General features: G+C 47.8%; 12 protein-coding genes, 1 riboswitch and 1 other annotated feature. Of the genes, 9 read left to right on the top strand and 3 right to left on the bottom strand.

Annotated features, from left to right (window positions below):
• The first annotated feature begins 68 nt into the window (after positions 1 to 68).
• The 3 genes from BM412_RS10410 (at position 69) to asd (ending at position 3,461) form a co-directional block, all read left to right on the top strand.
• A complete protein-coding gene (locus tag BM412_RS10410; protein ID WP_091217223.1) occupies positions 69 to 671 on the top strand; it encodes a histidine phosphatase family protein in 603 nt (200 codons plus the stop codon).
• Positions 668 to 1,909 (top strand): winged helix-turn-helix domain-containing protein, encoded by a 1,242-nt coding sequence (locus BM412_RS10405; RefSeq protein WP_091217221.1) that lies wholly within the window; start codon positions 668 to 670, stop codon positions 1,907 to 1,909. The genes BM412_RS10410 and BM412_RS10405 overlap by 4 nt, the downstream gene beginning before the upstream one ends.
• Positions 1,910 to 1,982: 73 nt before the next feature.
• Positions 1,983 to 2,245 (top strand) — a binding site (T-box leader).
• 130 nt (positions 2,246 to 2,375) lie between these two features.
• Positions 2,376 to 3,461: an aspartate-semialdehyde dehydrogenase gene (gene asd, locus BM412_RS10400; RefSeq protein ID WP_091217218.1), complete on the top strand. Its 1,086-nt coding sequence runs from the start codon at positions 2,376 to 2,378 to the stop codon at positions 3,459 to 3,461.
• A 72-nt stretch (positions 3,462 to 3,533) separates the two neighbouring features.
• On the opposite strand, the gene BM412_RS10395 is transcribed toward asd, so the two are convergent.
• Together BM412_RS10395 and BM412_RS10390 are read right to left on the bottom strand one after the other, a co-directional pair.
• Positions 3,534 to 6,035: a hypothetical protein gene (locus BM412_RS10395; RefSeq protein ID WP_091217216.1), complete on the bottom strand. Its 2,502-nt coding sequence runs from the start codon at positions 6,033 to 6,035 to the stop codon at positions 3,534 to 3,536.
• Positions 6,036 to 6,187: 152 nt separating this feature from the next.
• Positions 6,188 to 6,646, bottom strand: coding sequence for a hypothetical protein (locus BM412_RS10390; RefSeq protein ID WP_143111588.1), 459 nt, complete (start codon positions 6,644 to 6,646; stop codon positions 6,188 to 6,190).
• Positions 6,647 to 6,887: 241 nt separating this feature from the next.
• Here BM412_RS10390 and BM412_RS10385 point away from each other — a divergent pair, with 241 nt between their 5' ends.
• From BM412_RS10385 to BM412_RS10365, 5 genes are all read left to right on the top strand, one after another.
• On the top strand, positions 6,888 to 7,184 hold the full coding sequence (locus BM412_RS10385; RefSeq protein ID WP_091217211.1) for a hypothetical protein: 297 nt from the start codon (positions 6,888 to 6,890) through the stop codon (positions 7,182 to 7,184).
• A gap of 146 nt (positions 7,185 to 7,330) precedes the next feature.
• A complete protein-coding gene (locus tag BM412_RS10380) occupies positions 7,331 to 7,855 on the top strand; it encodes a GNAT family N-acetyltransferase (protein ID WP_091217208.1) in 525 nt (174 codons plus the stop codon).
• A 23-nt stretch (positions 7,856 to 7,878) separates the two neighbouring features.
• Positions 7,879 to 8,859: an NAD(P)-dependent alcohol dehydrogenase gene (locus BM412_RS10375; RefSeq protein WP_371264755.1), complete on the top strand. Its 981-nt coding sequence runs from the start codon at positions 7,879 to 7,881 to the stop codon at positions 8,857 to 8,859.
• A 79-nt stretch (positions 8,860 to 8,938) separates the two neighbouring features.
• On the top strand, positions 8,939 to 9,394 hold the full coding sequence (locus BM412_RS10370; protein WP_091217204.1) for a GNAT family N-acetyltransferase: 456 nt from the start codon (positions 8,939 to 8,941) through the stop codon (positions 9,392 to 9,394).
• A gap of 33 nt (positions 9,395 to 9,427) precedes the next feature.
• Positions 9,428 to 10,369 (top strand): LysR family transcriptional regulator, encoded by a 942-nt coding sequence (locus BM412_RS10365; RefSeq protein WP_091217201.1) that lies wholly within the window; start codon positions 9,428 to 9,430, stop codon positions 10,367 to 10,369.
• Between the two features lie 22 nt (positions 10,370 to 10,391).
• Here the strand turns inward: BM412_RS10365 and metE are convergent, their stop codons facing one another.
• Complete coding sequence (gene metE / locus BM412_RS10360) at positions 10,392 to 12,662, bottom strand: 5-methyltetrahydropteroyltriglutamate--homocysteine S-methyltransferase (RefSeq protein WP_091217197.1); 2,271 nt, start codon at positions 12,660 to 12,662, stop codon at positions 10,392 to 10,394.
• 167 nt (positions 12,663 to 12,829) lie between these two features.
• A riboswitch (cobalamin riboswitch) is annotated at positions 12,830 to 13,023 on the top strand.
• A gap of 181 nt (positions 13,024 to 13,204) precedes the next feature.
• Between metE and BM412_RS10355 the strand changes: the two genes are divergently transcribed.
• A complete protein-coding gene (locus BM412_RS10355) occupies positions 13,205 to 14,818 on the top strand; it encodes an S-layer homology domain-containing protein (protein WP_177245755.1) in 1,614 nt (537 codons plus the stop codon).
• The last annotated feature ends 74 nt before the right edge of the window (positions 14,819 to 14,892 follow it).

The following is a 14,892-nucleotide window of genomic DNA, read 5'->3' as shown; positions in this document are numbered from 1 at the left end:
TATTCTTTTGTCTATATGAATATGGTTGTTGCTTGAATACGAAATTCGAGGAATGGAGGGCATACCTTGTGACGCGAATTGGACTAATCAGACATGGGATAACGGACTGGAATGTGGAGGGACGAGCACAAGGTCAAAGCGATATCCCGCTCAATGATACCGGTAGATTACAAGCGCATGCACTTGCCGAGCGATTGCGGAATGAGCCATGGGATATGATTTACTCAAGTGACCTGTCGCGCGCCAAGGAAACAGCTGATATTGTGGCTGGGTTTATGGGATTGACGGTTCTAACGGATCGACGCTTAAGGGAAATGTATAAAGGCGAGATGGAAGGCACGACGTTACAGGAACGTTTGCAGAAATGGGGAGAACAATGGCCGCATTTAGCCCCTGGAATAGAAGATGACGACTCCATCATAAGTCGAGGAGCTTCGTTTATCTCAGAAGCTGCCGAAACTTATAAGGGCAAAAATATTCTGGTGATTAGTCATGGTGTTTTAATCGGCTCAACGATAAAGCATTTAATCCCTTCCGTTGACACGAAGGTGCATATCGATAACACCTCTGTCACAACTATAACGCAGCGTGGTTCGAGATGGGAATGTGAATTGTTTAACTGTTCCAAGCACGTAGTTAGAATCGATAAGGAATTGGAGGAATCCACATGAAACCAATCCAAACCACGAAACGAGCGCTTAGGCGGTTTTTACTGGAAAAGCAGCTATTGCTTGATTCGCAGGAGTCATCCATTAATGTTAATGTAACGATGCCGCAACGTGTGCTTGATGTAATCCGGCAGCTGGAATGTATCCAGATCGACCCGGTAGCAGCGGTACGTCCGAATCAGCATCTGGCTTTGGCTGCAAGAATTCCCGGCTATGAGCCTGATGTGCTGAATGAGTTGCTGAGCAGCAATGAGGTTTTCGAATACATGGCGAATGCGGCTTGCATCATCCCAATGAGCGATTACCCGATATTTGAACCTACAAGGCAGCGGTTTCGGGAGAACATCCAGCCTCATCTCGATCAAATTGCGCCTGTCGTTGAACAGGTACTGCAAAGATTGGAGATGGAAGGACCGCTGTCTGCAAAATCCTTCGATTCGAGCGAACGCGTACATGGGTATTGGGATAACGTTAACGTCAATGCGAAAACGAAAGCCACCTCACATGCACTTAATTTGTTAACTGACGCGGCTCAAATCCGCATAGTCGGAAGAGAAGGGAACCAGCGCAGGTTTCATCTCACCAGTCAAACTGTTCCTGCCCGGTTGATGCAGCAGGCGGAGAATATCGATGAACAGGTCGCGCTTCAAGCGATGCTGCTAAAGTATTTCCGGGCTTATCGCGTATTTGATGCAAGCGATCCTCGTTTGGGCTGGCAGCGGCTGCGCGCAAGCGAAAGAAGAGAAACGATCGATTCCCATATCAGAGACGGCATAGTGTCTCCGGTCGAAGTAACGGGTCTGGACAAGCCCTATTACATCTTAACTGAAGATGTGGAGCGTCTTCTTGCGCATATGGATGAAGCACGTGGGCTTCCTCATTACGAAGAGGACGCGGATTCAACCGTGCATTTCTTACCGCCGCTCGACAACCTATTATGGAGCCGAAAGAGGCTGACCGATTTATTCGAGTTCGACTATCGCTGGGAAATCTACACACCTGCAGTCAAACGGACCTATGGCTACTATGCGATGCCGATCTTAGCGGGAGATCGATTAATCGGCCGGATGGATCCGCGTCTGGATAAGAAACAAGGCCGCTTGACGGTGGAGTACCTGCAAATTGACCCTGTAATCGACTTTACCAAGAAGCTAAGGGATCAAGTTTACGGTTCGCTTGAAGCATTCGCAAAGGCTCATGGCGCGACTACCGTTTCCGTTGCCCGCTGTTCTTTTGAATAGTTTACGCATTTTGAATTTTTTTTGAAAATATAGTTTACCTCGCTACGGTTATTTGATACTATAAACGAAATGTTAAAATGCGATGAAGAGACGAGTAAATAAAAGAAACCTTTCACAGAGAGCTCCGGCAGCTGCAAAGGAGTAAAGGGTTCCTTATTGAAAAAAGACTCTGAGCAGCACATCGGCAACCTACGGTAGGTGATGGTGTGACAGGAGCTCCTGTTACAGAGCTAGAGTATAAACATGACACGTTCATGTCGTACTCGAAGAGGCTGATATGGCGACATGTCAGCGAATTTGGAGTGGTACCACGAGCGGATCAATCTCGTCTCCAAGACTTATTAAAGTCTTGGAGGTGGGATTTTTTTATTGTTTCAGAGGAAACACCGCTCGTTTGCACGCATAAGGTACACCAAATCAAACTTTACCGGAGTATGAAACCATTCTGAAGGGGATTGAATTGCTAATGACTAACAAGCTAAGAGTCGGTATCGTCGGAGGAACAGGCATGGTCGGCCAGCGTTTTGTACAGCTGCTGGATCAGCACCCATGGTTTGAAGTAACAGCGATTGCTGCCAGCAGCAGCTCCGCTGGTAAAACATATGAAGAAGCGGTAAAAGGAAGATGGAAGCTGTCCGGTTCGATTCCGGACGGAGTGAAACAAATCGTCGTTCAGGATGCTTCCCAAGTAGAAGAAGTCTCCGCTCACGTTGATTTTGTTTTCTGTGCTGTAGACATGAAGAAAGATGAAATTAAAGCATTGGAAGAGGCTTATGCCCGTACAGGTACGCCCGTTGTTTCCAATAACTCCGCACATCGCTGGACGCCGGATGTTCCTATGGTCATCCCGGAAATCAACCCAAGCCATCTTGAAGTCATCGCGGCGCAAAGAAAGCGTCTGGGCACATCCACTGGATTCATCGCGGTTAAGCCTAACTGCTCGATCCAAAGCTATGTACCGGCACTTCACGCATTGCTCGATTTCAAGCCTACTCAAGTAGTGGCTTCCACTTACCAAGCGATCTCCGGTGCGGGTAAAAACTTCACCGATTGGCCGGATATGCTGGACAATGTCATTCCGTACATTGGCGGCGAAGAGGAGAAAAGCGAGCAAGAACCGCTTCGCATCTGGGGAAGCGTTGAGAACGGTGAAATCGTGAAAGCGAGTGCTCCGCACATCACAACGCAATGTATCCGCGTTCCGGTAACCGATGGCCATCTGGCTACCGTATTCGCTTCGTTCGAGAATAAACCGGCGAAGGAAGAAATTCTTGCGCGCTGGAAGGCCTATCAAGGACGTCCGCAAGAGCTTGGCCTGCCAAGTGCGCCGAAACAGTTCATCACGTACTTCGAAGAAGAGAACCGGCCGCAAACGAAGCTGGATCGTGATATCGAGAACGGCATGGGCGTTTCGGTCGGCAGATTGCGCGAGGATTCCCTCTACGATTATAAATTCGTAGGGTTGTCGCACAATACGCTGCGCGGTGCTGCGGGCGGTGCCGTTCTGATCGCCGAATTGCTGAAAGCAGAAGGTTACATTCAAGCCAAATAAATCGCAAAGTCGTCATAAAGAAACAGCAAGCACGCTGATGTGCTTGCTGTTTCTGCATATTCGGGGCATAAATCAATTGAAGCTCCGCAGCACGAAAGTAGGTTTGTTATTGGCATCGACATCGATGCTCATCGCCTCATAATAACCGTCCGTTATCGATCGTTGTATCGCCTCTGTTTGAAGGTCAATCTTTATCACTTCGGTAACATATAAATTATGCCCTTCTTGATTGTCCTGATTATGGGTATAGCGATCATTTTGGTTATGATGCAGCAAGAAATACAGATTCCCATCATGCAGGTTGAGCTCTCCGAGGTCGGCGTAATTTTGCCTGAACAGAGTACTCACGGATTCACGTTTCAGATTAATCTTCAATATGCGGTACCCTTGCAGGAGGTATAGGGTATCGGATTGACTATCCAGGATGTATGAATTCTCGCCTTGTGTCGTGCGATCGTAAATCCCATCAGGCGTAGAACGCGGGAATTCGATGGTGCCAAGCCGTTTGCCTTGTCGATCGAAACGTTCCAGACGTCGGTCAAGCAGCACAATAACCTCATCCTGATGGGGAAATATCCGCACATGGGCCATCATGTTCTCGTTATCGCTTAAGTAGAAGGAGCGATATTGTTTCTTCTTGTCATGCACCTGATACAACGTACCGAGGAGGTAATACCAGGTGATTCCGCTATCCTTATCGTAATACCACTCTTGCTCATGAAAGTTGGGATAGTCCACCTTGCTCAGCTTAGCTGTCGACTGATAGCTCTGTGATTTGACATTGATCCGGTTCAAATCCTGATCAACGATCCAGGTAAGCGCAGTAGAAGCGATCTGCAGCTGTTTTCCTTTGAGCGTCAGCTTATAGGGAGTGGGCATGTAGATGACAGCGGTTATCTCCAGCTTGTCATTCAGCTTAATTACCCGTGATGCTTCCGTATCCGCAACAATCCAACTGCCTTGCCATCGCATGAAATCCCGGACACCGATTCCTCCGGCCGCTTCTCCAATTTTAACGGTCACCGTTACAGGCAGCTCTCCGATTTCCGTTAACGCTCCGGATTTGTAGGCATAGAAATGACGATCAACCGATACGAACCAGCCGGAACCGATCTTACGGAACGTTTTGGCATAACTATAATCTTCTTCGCGGTAGAGCTTATCTATTGCTTCATGCAGATCCTCAGGTATAGGAGCATTCGTGTTGTCTTCCTCGAATGTCCATTCCAGAATCTTGTGATTGAATGTAGCGTATGGCTTGCGATTCTCATTCTTGACAGTGAAATTCTGAAGTGGGGAAGACCAGATGGAATCCGGCTTTGCATCCTCGGAATTAATGAGATCAGGCCAGGATAAGGAGATGATCTTGCCTTTATCTTCATAATCAACCTGCGATCCGCGAGAAGCGATCCAGGTGAGCCCTGTCGTTGGGAACTGAGAGATTGCAGGCGGGTATTTCGCAATCATTTCGGCTACAGATTCAGCTCCGGATTCGGCTTCGAAATCATTACGCTCCTCTTCCGGATACTGAAGGATTTCCAGTTTGTCAGGCGCGACATGAGTGAACGTACGAAAATTGAATGCTTGCCAATCTTGCTGCCATAGCCTTGGTTCAACCGGAAGCGGGCTGAGTTCATAACCCAGGAATGACATGAATTCTTCACCGGTTTGGTTGCGGAAAAGACCGATCAGCTGCGGAGTATCTTCCAAGAAAGGGATCCGTTTCACTTGCAGCAATTCATACCCGACATACCGTCTCACGAGATAGTAAGGGTCTTTGAAGTAGACAATGCTGCTTCCCTCATCCAGGAATGTGTAAACCGTGGGTCCTTCCGGTAACGGAAAGACGCGATTGTTAGTTAATACTTGCGTTTCCGGCGTGTTAGCCGAAGTTTCGGGCACAACAGTATCAGTCGTTCCTCTATCGATGGTTTCCCAGCCGTCGTGAGAAGGATCGAATACTTCTTCGGAGAACCCTGATCCGTTGCGTACCTTCAGGAGGAATAGCCGTGGCTCCTCCGTAAGCCGGATCGACAATACTTCATGAGGCCCGAAGAAAAGGGTCGTATCCTCAATAACGACAGGCGCAGGCTCTATTCGAATGGCGATCCACGCACCGGTTGCGTTAGAAACACCATCTTGAGCGCTATTCTCGGTAAGCTGCGCGCCTATGAGCAAGTAATCTCCGTTCAACCATGCTTCCAGCGGGAGGGTGGTTTTCCATTCATATAAGAGTTGCTTGTCGGTACCGTCTGATGAGTAATACAGTTGAAGGTCTTGGACATAAATCATGGCTTGATCCTGCTTCCAGAGCACGTGGGCTTCCTTCGAGTCGGCCATGAATTCACCTTCAGAAAGCTTCCTGTCCGCATTTACAGGAGGTGATGGGGATTGATTCTCGGCAACGTTTGCAGTGGTTGGAGTCGGGTCAACGATTGCTGTCTTCTCCGAAGGAGAACTCCCGGTAATGGGGAGATTATCTTCTGATAGCCCATGAAAATAGAAGAATGCGATTGTGAGCAAAGAAAGTGCGATAAAGGTGATAATGATGAGCATACGACTTTGTGGTTTCATATAGCCACTCCTCAACACTCCCCAAATAATCTCAATAATTAGACGTCTTTTAGTGGGAAAAGTTGCTAGTTTACCCGATCATTTTGAAGGGCCGGTCGCACATTCAACAGCCAAAGAAAGAGAGTCAGTGCGACTCTCTTTCTTGACGAACGCTATGATGGTCTTGTGAAAAGTCGATTGATCGTTTCCATCGCAAGATTGACATTGATTAAAGCCTGCCGAATCATGTCTTCGGTCATCACGGCAGACTTGCTGCCTTGTTGAATCGGCTCCTTATACGCGATTTGCTCCATGAGTTGATTATTTTCCTCGATTCGAAATTCGGTTATCGCTTCAAGTGATTTCAGATGCTGTTCATACTTTTCGCGTTCAACGGACTTGTATGGCGTGCCTTGTTCCAATGAAATCAAGGCATCCTCAAAGAAATACTTCATATAAATGACTATAGGGCCTGCCAGCAGGTCCTTCATCGTTGCCAATTCTTCCTCCGTTGCGCCAACCTCATCTACCAGTTCCCAGAATTGTCGATGCGTTTCAGGGGTTAGATTGTTGCGATTGCGCAATACTCGTGCAAGAATTTCTTGAAAAATGTCCTTCTGATGTTCAGTCATGTTCGCAGTGAGGGTCTTCTGCGGTTCTTCTTCGACCGTACTAGGCTGGTTTGTGTTCACAGTACAACCAACGAGCATAACGACAGCCAGTAAGGAAATGATCAGCTTTTTCAGATCGATCGACACTCCCATCGGGCAACAATGCTGTGGAATTACATACCCAGATGTATATGCATAAAAATCCGCTACAGCACAGGAATATTCATCGATTTATCACTTGATTTAGGAGGACGGTGGGCATTTGAAAGTAAAATATGGACTAGTTTCATTGTTGATTGCGGGAACAGTTCTCTCGTTAACGGGATGTGTGCCCGGAGATGGAACGAATACGGTGAACCATCCTGCAGGTTTTTTCTGGGGGATCTGGCATGGCTGGGTTGCTCCGGTTTCCCTAATCATTGGCATCTTTAAACCTCACATCAGAGTTTATGAAGCGCTGAATACAGGCTGGTGGTACGATGCAGGGTTCTACATCGCCGTTATCTGCGGATTTGGCGGAGTATCCTTCCGTCGACGGAAGAAAGTCAAACCGGATTAACGAATGGCAAAAGGTGGGATGGTCGATATATTCGACTGTCCCATTATTTGGTATGATCACATTAGGAAATGAATGGATAAATAAAGTTGGTTACATATTTATAATTATGTAAACTAAATTACGAGTTTCGTAGGAGGCTTACAGCTATGATGGAAACAAAACGTTTAATCATAAGAGAATTTATCGCTTCCGATTTGGAAGCAGTCCATGCGTATGCCTCAGATCCTTTGGTCTGTACCCATACCATATGGGGGCCAAACACAATCGAAGATACACGGCATTATCTCAATAGTGTTATTGAAATGCAGGGACAGCAGCCGCGCATGGATTATGAGTTTGCTGTTGTTCTGAAGGAAAGCGGGAAATTGATCGGCGGTTGCGGCATGCACATCGGTAACCCTCTGCAAGCGGAGCTGGGTTATTGCTTCAATCGCGCATTCTGGGGCAACGGCTATGCCACTGAAGCGGCTGCTGCCTTACTGCAACTGGGTTTCCGTGAGCATGGACTTCATCGCATGTATGCAACCTGTCGCCCGGATAACGTAGGTTCAGCTACGGTGTTGCAGCGAATCGGGATGAAATTCGAAGGTCATCTGAGAGAACATATGCGGCACAAAGGAAAGTGGCATGACTCCTATCAATATTCCATTTTAGAGTATGAATGGGCGTAATCCGCAATCGGACGGAGATGATCATGAAGATGAAAGCAATCGTTTACACATCATATGGGCAACCGGAAGTTCTATCCCTTCAGGAGGTGCCCAAACCTACTCCTAAAGACAATGAAGTCCTTATTCAGGTTCATGCGGCATCGGTGAATTCTTGGGATTGGGATCTGCTTAGAGGGGTTCCGTATCTGGTTCGACTCGGAGGACTGCGGGGACCTAGATACCCTACTCTCGGAGCTGACGTGGCAGGACGAGTAGTAGCGGTTGGAAAGGATATCAAGCAGCTGCGCGCAGGTGATGAGGTGTTCGGTGACATCTCGGGATGCAACTGGGGCGGTTTTGCAGAGTATGTATGTGCGAGAGAAGAAGTTTTATCGATTAAGCCCGGAGGCATGTCATTCGAGGAAGCAGCAGCCTTACCGCAAGCAGCTGTTCTTGCTCTGCAGGGTCTTCGAAAAGGCGAGCTCCGAAAGGGGCACAAAGTACTCATTAATGGCGCCGGTGGAGGAGTGGGAACATTTGCACTTCAAATTGCAAAGTCATACGGTGCTGAAGTAACCGCTGTAGACCACGGGAGTAAATTGGATCTCTTACGTTCGCTGGGCGCGGACGAAGTCATTGATTATACGAAAGAGCATTTTACAAGTAATCGTCACCGGCGTTATGATCTGATTCTTGACGTTGCGGGTTTTCGCTCCATGTTCGACTACAAACGGGCATTATCGCCTACAGGTAGTTATGTCATGATTGGCGGTTCGACGCCTCGGATCCTTCAGTTAATCATTGTCGGGGCATGGACGAAGCGAACCGGAAACAAGAAAATGAATCTCTTATTGCACAAACCAAGCAGAGATGATCAAGATACCATCAGAAAGCTCTGTGAGACCGGTCAAATCAAACCCGTTATTGATCGGAAATACCCTTTAAGCCAAACAGCCGATGCGCTGAAGCAGCTCGGAGAAGGCAATGCGAAGGGGAAATTGATCATTCAGGTGATGGGGAATTGAGTTTTATATATATCGACTTCACTTTGCTGGGCTAGTATAATGAGTGGATAAAATCCTACGGACAGTGGAGTGTAGACATATGGACATTAGAATCGATGATCTTACCGGAGCCAAAATCATTGCGCTAATTGAGGAGCATGTTCAGAATATGGCTGAGCAATCTCCTGAAGAAAGCATGCATGCGCTGGACCTAGATGGACTAAAACAACCTGACATTACGTTCTGGAGCGCTTGGGATGGTGAGGAATTACTCGGCTGCGGCGCCATCAAGGAGCTGGATGCGGAGCATGGCGAGATTAAATCCATGCGGACTTCGGAGCAGCATTTGCGTAAAGGAGTTGCGAAGCGGCTGCTTGAACATATGATCGAAGAAGCGAAGAAACGCGGGTATACGCGGTTAAGTTTGGAGACGGGATCGCTGGAATCGTACAACCCCGCCAAGCGATTATATGGTAGTCTTGGCTTCGAAGAATGTGAGCCGTTCGCGGATTATGTCATAGACCCTTACAGTGTTTTTATGACGAAAGCATTATAAATAAACAGTCGTACTACTGAAGGACTGATAATCATGACCTTACAGCAATTAAAATATATACTGGCTATAGTCAGTTGCGGCTCCATCAGTGAGGCGGCCAAACAGCTATTTATTTCGCAGCCCAGCTTATCCAGTGCAGTGAAAGAATTGGAGCAGGAGATCGGCTTAGACATTTTTTTGCGGACATCCAAGGGAATCGCGCTTTCCAACGAAGGGGCTGAATTTTTATCCTACGCCAGGCAAGTCGTGGAGCAAGCAGAGCTGCTTGAGCAGCGGTACATGGATAAGAAACCAACGAAGAAGCTATGCTCCATATCGACGCAGCATTATGCTTTTGCCGTGCAAGCGTTCGTCAGTTTATTGAAGGATTTGAATACGAACGAATATGAATGCACGTTACGAGAAACCAGAACCTATGAAATTATCGAAGACGTGCGGCATATGCGCAGTGAGATCGGCATTCTGTACCTCAGTGATTTTAACCGGAAGGTTATCGAGAAGATAGTGAAAGAAAGCGGACTCCGATTCCATCCGCTGTTCGAAGCGGAACCGCATGTCTTTATCAGCACCGAGCATCCGCTGGCGGATAAGACGATGTTGGCGATTGAAGATTTGGACGAATACCCGTGTCTTGCCTTCGAGCAAGGGGAATATAATTCGTTTCATTTCTCGGAGGAAATTCTAAGTACGCGGTCCTACAAAAAGAAAATTATGGTGAGCGACCGGGCAACCTTGTTCAATCTACTGATCGGCCTGAATGGGTATACGATCAGTTCCGGTGTGCTTAATGAGGATTTGAACGGGGAAAATATTAAATCGGTGCGTTTGCGGACGGATGAGAATATGCAGATTGGCTATATCACGAACAAGAAAGCCAACTTAAGCCGGCTCGCCACCGATTATGTCGGCAAGCTTGAAAGCATCATCACGGATTTCGGATACGCCATTCTAAGTCAAAAGGATGAACTCAGTTGAGTTCATCCTTTTCTTGTATCCATTACAGCTTCGCTCTGACTTCTTTCGCAGCTTGTACCAAATGACGCAGGCTTTCCCATGTTTCGGTTACGCCGCGCGTCTTCAACCCGCAATCGGGATTAACCCATAGCTTAGTAACGTCGATCTTATCCAGCATGCGATTGAGCCCTTGCTTGAGTTCATCCACGCTTGGAATACGAGGGGAGTGGATATCGTAGACTCCTGGTCCCACTTCGGTTTGGAAGCCGCAATCATTGATGGCATCGATAATCGCAAGATCCGACCGGGATGCTTCAAACGTAATGACGTCGGCGTCCATAGCATCGATATCGCGAATAATATCGCTGAATTGGCTATAGCACATATGGGTGTGTATTTGCGTGTCGGCCTGTACGCCACTGTGCACCAAACGGAAAGCAGGGATGGCCCAGCTTAAGTACTCCGATTTCCAATCCGACTTCCGCAGCGGCAGCTTCTCTCTGAGCGCAGCTTCGTCGATCTGAATGATCTCGATATGATTCGCTTCCAAATCCAGCACTTCGTCCCGGATGGCAAGCGCGATCTGGAGGGCACTGTCTTTCAAGCTGATATCTTCGCGAGGGAAAGACCAGTTGAGAATGGTAACCGGACCGGTCAGCATTCCTTTTACAGGTTTGTCGGTCAAGCTCTTCGCATAGGCAGAGTACTCGACTGTCATCGGTTTGGAGCGGCTAATATCTCCCCATACGATCGGCGGTTTTACGCATCTGGTCCCGTAGGATTGCACCCAAGCGTTTTCCGTGAAAATAAAGCCGTCCAAGCTCTCGCCGAAGTATTCCACCATATCGTTGCGCTCATATTCGCCATGGACCAGTACATCCAAACCAATCTCTTCTTGAAGCTTGATACATGCCGCAATCTTGTCGAAATTGAACTGTTTGTATTGCTCTTCGGTAATTGCGCCTTTCTTGAAGGAGAAGCGGTTCGCTCTTACTTCAGCTGTCTGCGGGAACGATCCGATGGTAGTCGTCGGAAGCGGAGGCAGCTTGAACTTATCATTCTGTATGGCTTCACGTTCGGCAAAAGCAGGAAGTCTGGTGAAGTCGGCGTCCGTTAACGCGGACGTTCTCGATAGTACAGCCTCATTACTTGCGAAACGCACGCCATTGAAGAGCTCCTCGTTCTGTAAGTAGAGGTCGGAGGCATAGGGATTCGCATGTCCCAAGATCGCTTTGAGCTCCGCAAATTCACGAAGCTTCTCTTCCGCGAATGCGAAGTGGCGTTTATTGGCATCGGATAGCTTAGTTTCATTCTGCAAGGAGTATGGTACGTGCAGTAGGGAGCAAGAGGAGCTAAGCACCAGCTGCTTCGCCAGCCCGTTCAGCTCTTGCACGATTGCAAGCGTGTTTTTGTAGTTGTTTTTCCAAATATTCTTACCGTTTACGATACCGGCGAACAGTACTTTATCAGCCGGGAATCCATATTGGCGCACGAGCTCCAAGGATTGTTTTCCTTCAACAAAGTCGATTCCGATGCCATCGAATGGAAGGGTTTGAAGCGTTTGATAACAATCGCGTACGTCGCCGAAGTAGGTTTGAACAAGTACTTTGACATTGCCTTTGGCGGATAAAATTTGGGCATACAGCTTCGTGAACAGGGCAAGATCCTCTTGCGATAGATCTGTTACCAGCGCAGGCTCGTCCACTTGAACCCACTCAGCGCCAAGCTCGTTTAGCTTGTTCAATACGTCAGCATATGCTGCAGCCGTTTCTTGAACGAAATCCCCGGCTTGTTTGACGCCGGTATATTTAGCGAGCTTGAGCAGCGTGAAGGCACCGATCAACACCGGTTTCGTTGAGATATCAAGCTGTTTCGCTTCCAAGAACTCATCGAACAGCTTCGTGCCCGCCAATTGAATGCTGGTGGAATCGTCAACTACAGGAACCATGTAGTGGTAGTTGGTATTGAACCATTTTTTCATAGCCAGCGCTTTCACATCGCCTTCTGAACCTTGGTAACCTCTCGCCATAGCGAAATACGTTTCCAGCGGACTAAGACCGAGCGATTGATAACGTTCCGGAATGATATTGAACAAGCAAGCCGTATCAAGCAGGCCGTCGTAGAATGAAAAGTCGTTGGAAGGGATGAAGTCAATTCCGTTGTCTTGCTGTTTTTTCCAATGGTTCGCTCTAAGCTCAACGCCGGTCTGATGGAGTTCATAGATCGTAATGTCGCCTTTAAAATACTTCTCGGATGCGAATTTCAGCTCTCGCAATGATCCGACTCTAGGATAGCCAATAAGTGATGTTCTCAATGTCAATCTCTCCCTGCGCTGTGTGATGTGCTTATTATAGAGCTGGAAGTTTGCTATCGGAAAACACATAAATACTATGCCAGGGTATAGCTTTTTGCTATGGGTTTGAACCGCGAGTACCTAATTTCATAGACAAAAGCAATATTATTCTATAATATGAATAGCAATTGAATAGAACTAGTCAAGGTGCACGCTTAGTAGACAAGCGCTGCTTAATAGGGAAGACCGGTGAAAATCCGGCGCGGTCCCGCCACTGTAAATGAAGAGCTGATCTGGGAATTGCCACTGGCCGACAGGCTGGGAAGGTATAGAGAAGCGTTGACGCATAGCCAGGAGACCTGCCTTGATTTGATTTCACACACTCTACGGATGATGGAGGCGGTGCTTTTTTTGTTGTCTTTTCTAATAGCAGACGACGCCGGCAGCCCCTGATTGTTAGATGAATCGGGGGTTTTTTGTTATGTATGCCACAGATTGCTGTGGGAGGAAGGAATGATCGCGTGAGAGGCAGGTTAGGCAATCGAATACGCCCTGCATGTTTAATGTTATTAATTATCTTGATTTCTATGTTTTTGAATCCGAACTCAGCTAAGGCTGCTTCTACATCGGCATCCATTAAGGATGTGGATAGAGTTGTTGCGGATACGGCCGCTTTCATGCTGTCTACCGTAAAAGATCCGCAGGTTGGCTCTGTCGGCGGCGAGTGGGCCATTATCGGGCTTGCGCGGTCCGGCTACACCGTACCGCAGCGCTATTATGACGACTATTATAGTCATGTTGAGCAAGTCGTTACGGCAAACAGAGGTGTTCTTAGCGAGAAGAAGCATACCGAGTATTCACGCTTAATTCTGGCCCTAAGGGCAATCGGTGCGGACCCGGCCAATGTTGCCGGCTATAACTTGCTGATGCCTTTAGGCGATTATGACAAAACCGTTTGGCAAGGGATTAACGGTCCGATCTTTGCACTGCTTGCGCTGGATAGCGGCAATTACGAGATTCCTTTTAACAAATCTGCCGGTACACACGCCACCAGAGAAATGTATATCGATGACATTTTATCGCAGCAATTGAAGGATGGAGGTTTTGCGCTTTCCGGGATAGCGGCAGATCCCGACGTAACGGGCATGGCGATACAAGCTCTTGCCAAATATCAGAATCGAACAAGCGTAAAGGCTGCAATAGAGAAGGCGATTCAAACCCTATCTCGTCTCCAGGATGACGATGGCGGTTATGCAAGCCTAGGCGTAAAAAACGTCGAAAGCACCGTACAAGTGCTCATGGCGTTATGTGAACTTGGCATGCCATTAGACGACAGCCGCTTCGCCAAGAACGGGAAAACGATTCTCGATAATTTGCTGACTTACTATACCAAAGGACAGGGTTTCCGCCACAACGCAGATGGAAGCGGAGTAACAGGCATGTCGACGGAGCAGGCGCTGTATGGACTCGTCAATTACCAGCGAGCAGCAGCGGGGCGATCCAGCTTATACCGAATGAATGATGTCGCATCGCTGCTGTCCACCAACCATCAAGCTAATGTTGGATTGCCGAATAAGCATAAGGATGTTCAAGTTATGCCGGTCGTTGAGTCTGGAAAGACCTTCTCCGATATTCGTGAACATGCAAACAAGACTGCAATTGAAGCACTTGCAGCACGGGGGATTATCTCGGGGATTAACGCGACTACATTCGCGCCGAATCAATCCATGACAAGAGCTGAGTTTGCCGCCGTTATGACGAAAGGTCTGGGGCTTAAACCGAAAGCGACAAATGCCTTCAAGGATATTACTCCTGCAAGCTGGTATTCAGGTGCTGTAGGTACCGCTTATGCGTACGGTATCGTGAAAGGAACGTCGACTGCTGCATTTTCACCGAATCGCACAATATCGAAGCAAGAAGCAGCTGTAATGATTGCCAATGCGGCCAAGCTATGCGGAATGAATACGGCACTCGGCACCTTGGAGACGAGAGATATGTTAGCCCAATTCGGCGATTATACGAAGACGGCCGAGTGGGCGAGAGCTGCACTGGCATTCAACTACCGCGAGAACATCCTATCGCAGGATGTATGGAATATAGAACCAACGGCCGCAGTGAAACGCGCCGAAATTGCAGACATGCTGTACCGCATGCTTATCGCTGCGAAACTGTTATAGAACAGCGCTATTAAACTAAGAGAGAAGGCAGTACTATGCGTTCAAAGTTACTAAAATCATTTGCTCTTATCGTT

This window comes from Paenibacillus sp. BC26 (genome assembly GCF_900116125.1).
In the GTDB taxonomy this organism is placed as follows: Bacteria; Bacillota; Bacilli; order Paenibacillales; family Paenibacillaceae; genus Paenibacillus_Z; species Paenibacillus_Z lignilyticus.
The sequence above is the reverse complement of the archived record's forward strand: the minus strand, read 5'-3'. Positions and strand labels throughout refer to the sequence as shown.

Excerpts from the sequence above, each read along its gene's own strand:
- BM412_RS10405 (WP_091217221.1), top strand. The coding sequence starts at position 668 with ATGAAACCAATCCAAACCACGAAACGAGCGCTTAGGCGGTTTTTACTG.
- asd (WP_091217218.1), top strand. The coding sequence starts at position 2,376 with ATGACTAACAAGCTAAGAGTCGGTATCGTCGGAGGAACAGGCATGGTC.
- BM412_RS10395 (WP_091217216.1), bottom strand. The coding sequence starts at position 6,035 with ATGAAACCACAAAGTCGTATGCTCATCATTATCACCTTTATCGCACTT.
- BM412_RS10390 (WP_143111588.1), bottom strand. The coding sequence starts at position 6,646 with ATGACTGAACATCAGAAGGACATTTTTCAAGAAATTCTTGCACGAGTA.
- BM412_RS10380 (WP_091217208.1), top strand. The coding sequence starts at position 7,331 with ATGATGGAAACAAAACGTTTAATCATAAGAGAATTTATCGCTTCCGAT.
- BM412_RS10375 (WP_371264755.1), top strand. The coding sequence starts at position 7,879 with ATGAAGATGAAAGCAATCGTTTACACATCATATGGGCAACCGGAAGTT.
- BM412_RS10370 (WP_091217204.1), top strand. The coding sequence starts at position 8,939 with ATGGACATTAGAATCGATGATCTTACCGGAGCCAAAATCATTGCGCTA.
- BM412_RS10365 (WP_091217201.1), top strand. The coding sequence starts at position 9,428 with ATGACCTTACAGCAATTAAAATATATACTGGCTATAGTCAGTTGCGGC.
- BM412_RS10355 (WP_177245755.1), top strand. The coding sequence starts at position 13,205 with ATGTTATTAATTATCTTGATTTCTATGTTTTTGAATCCGAACTCAGCT.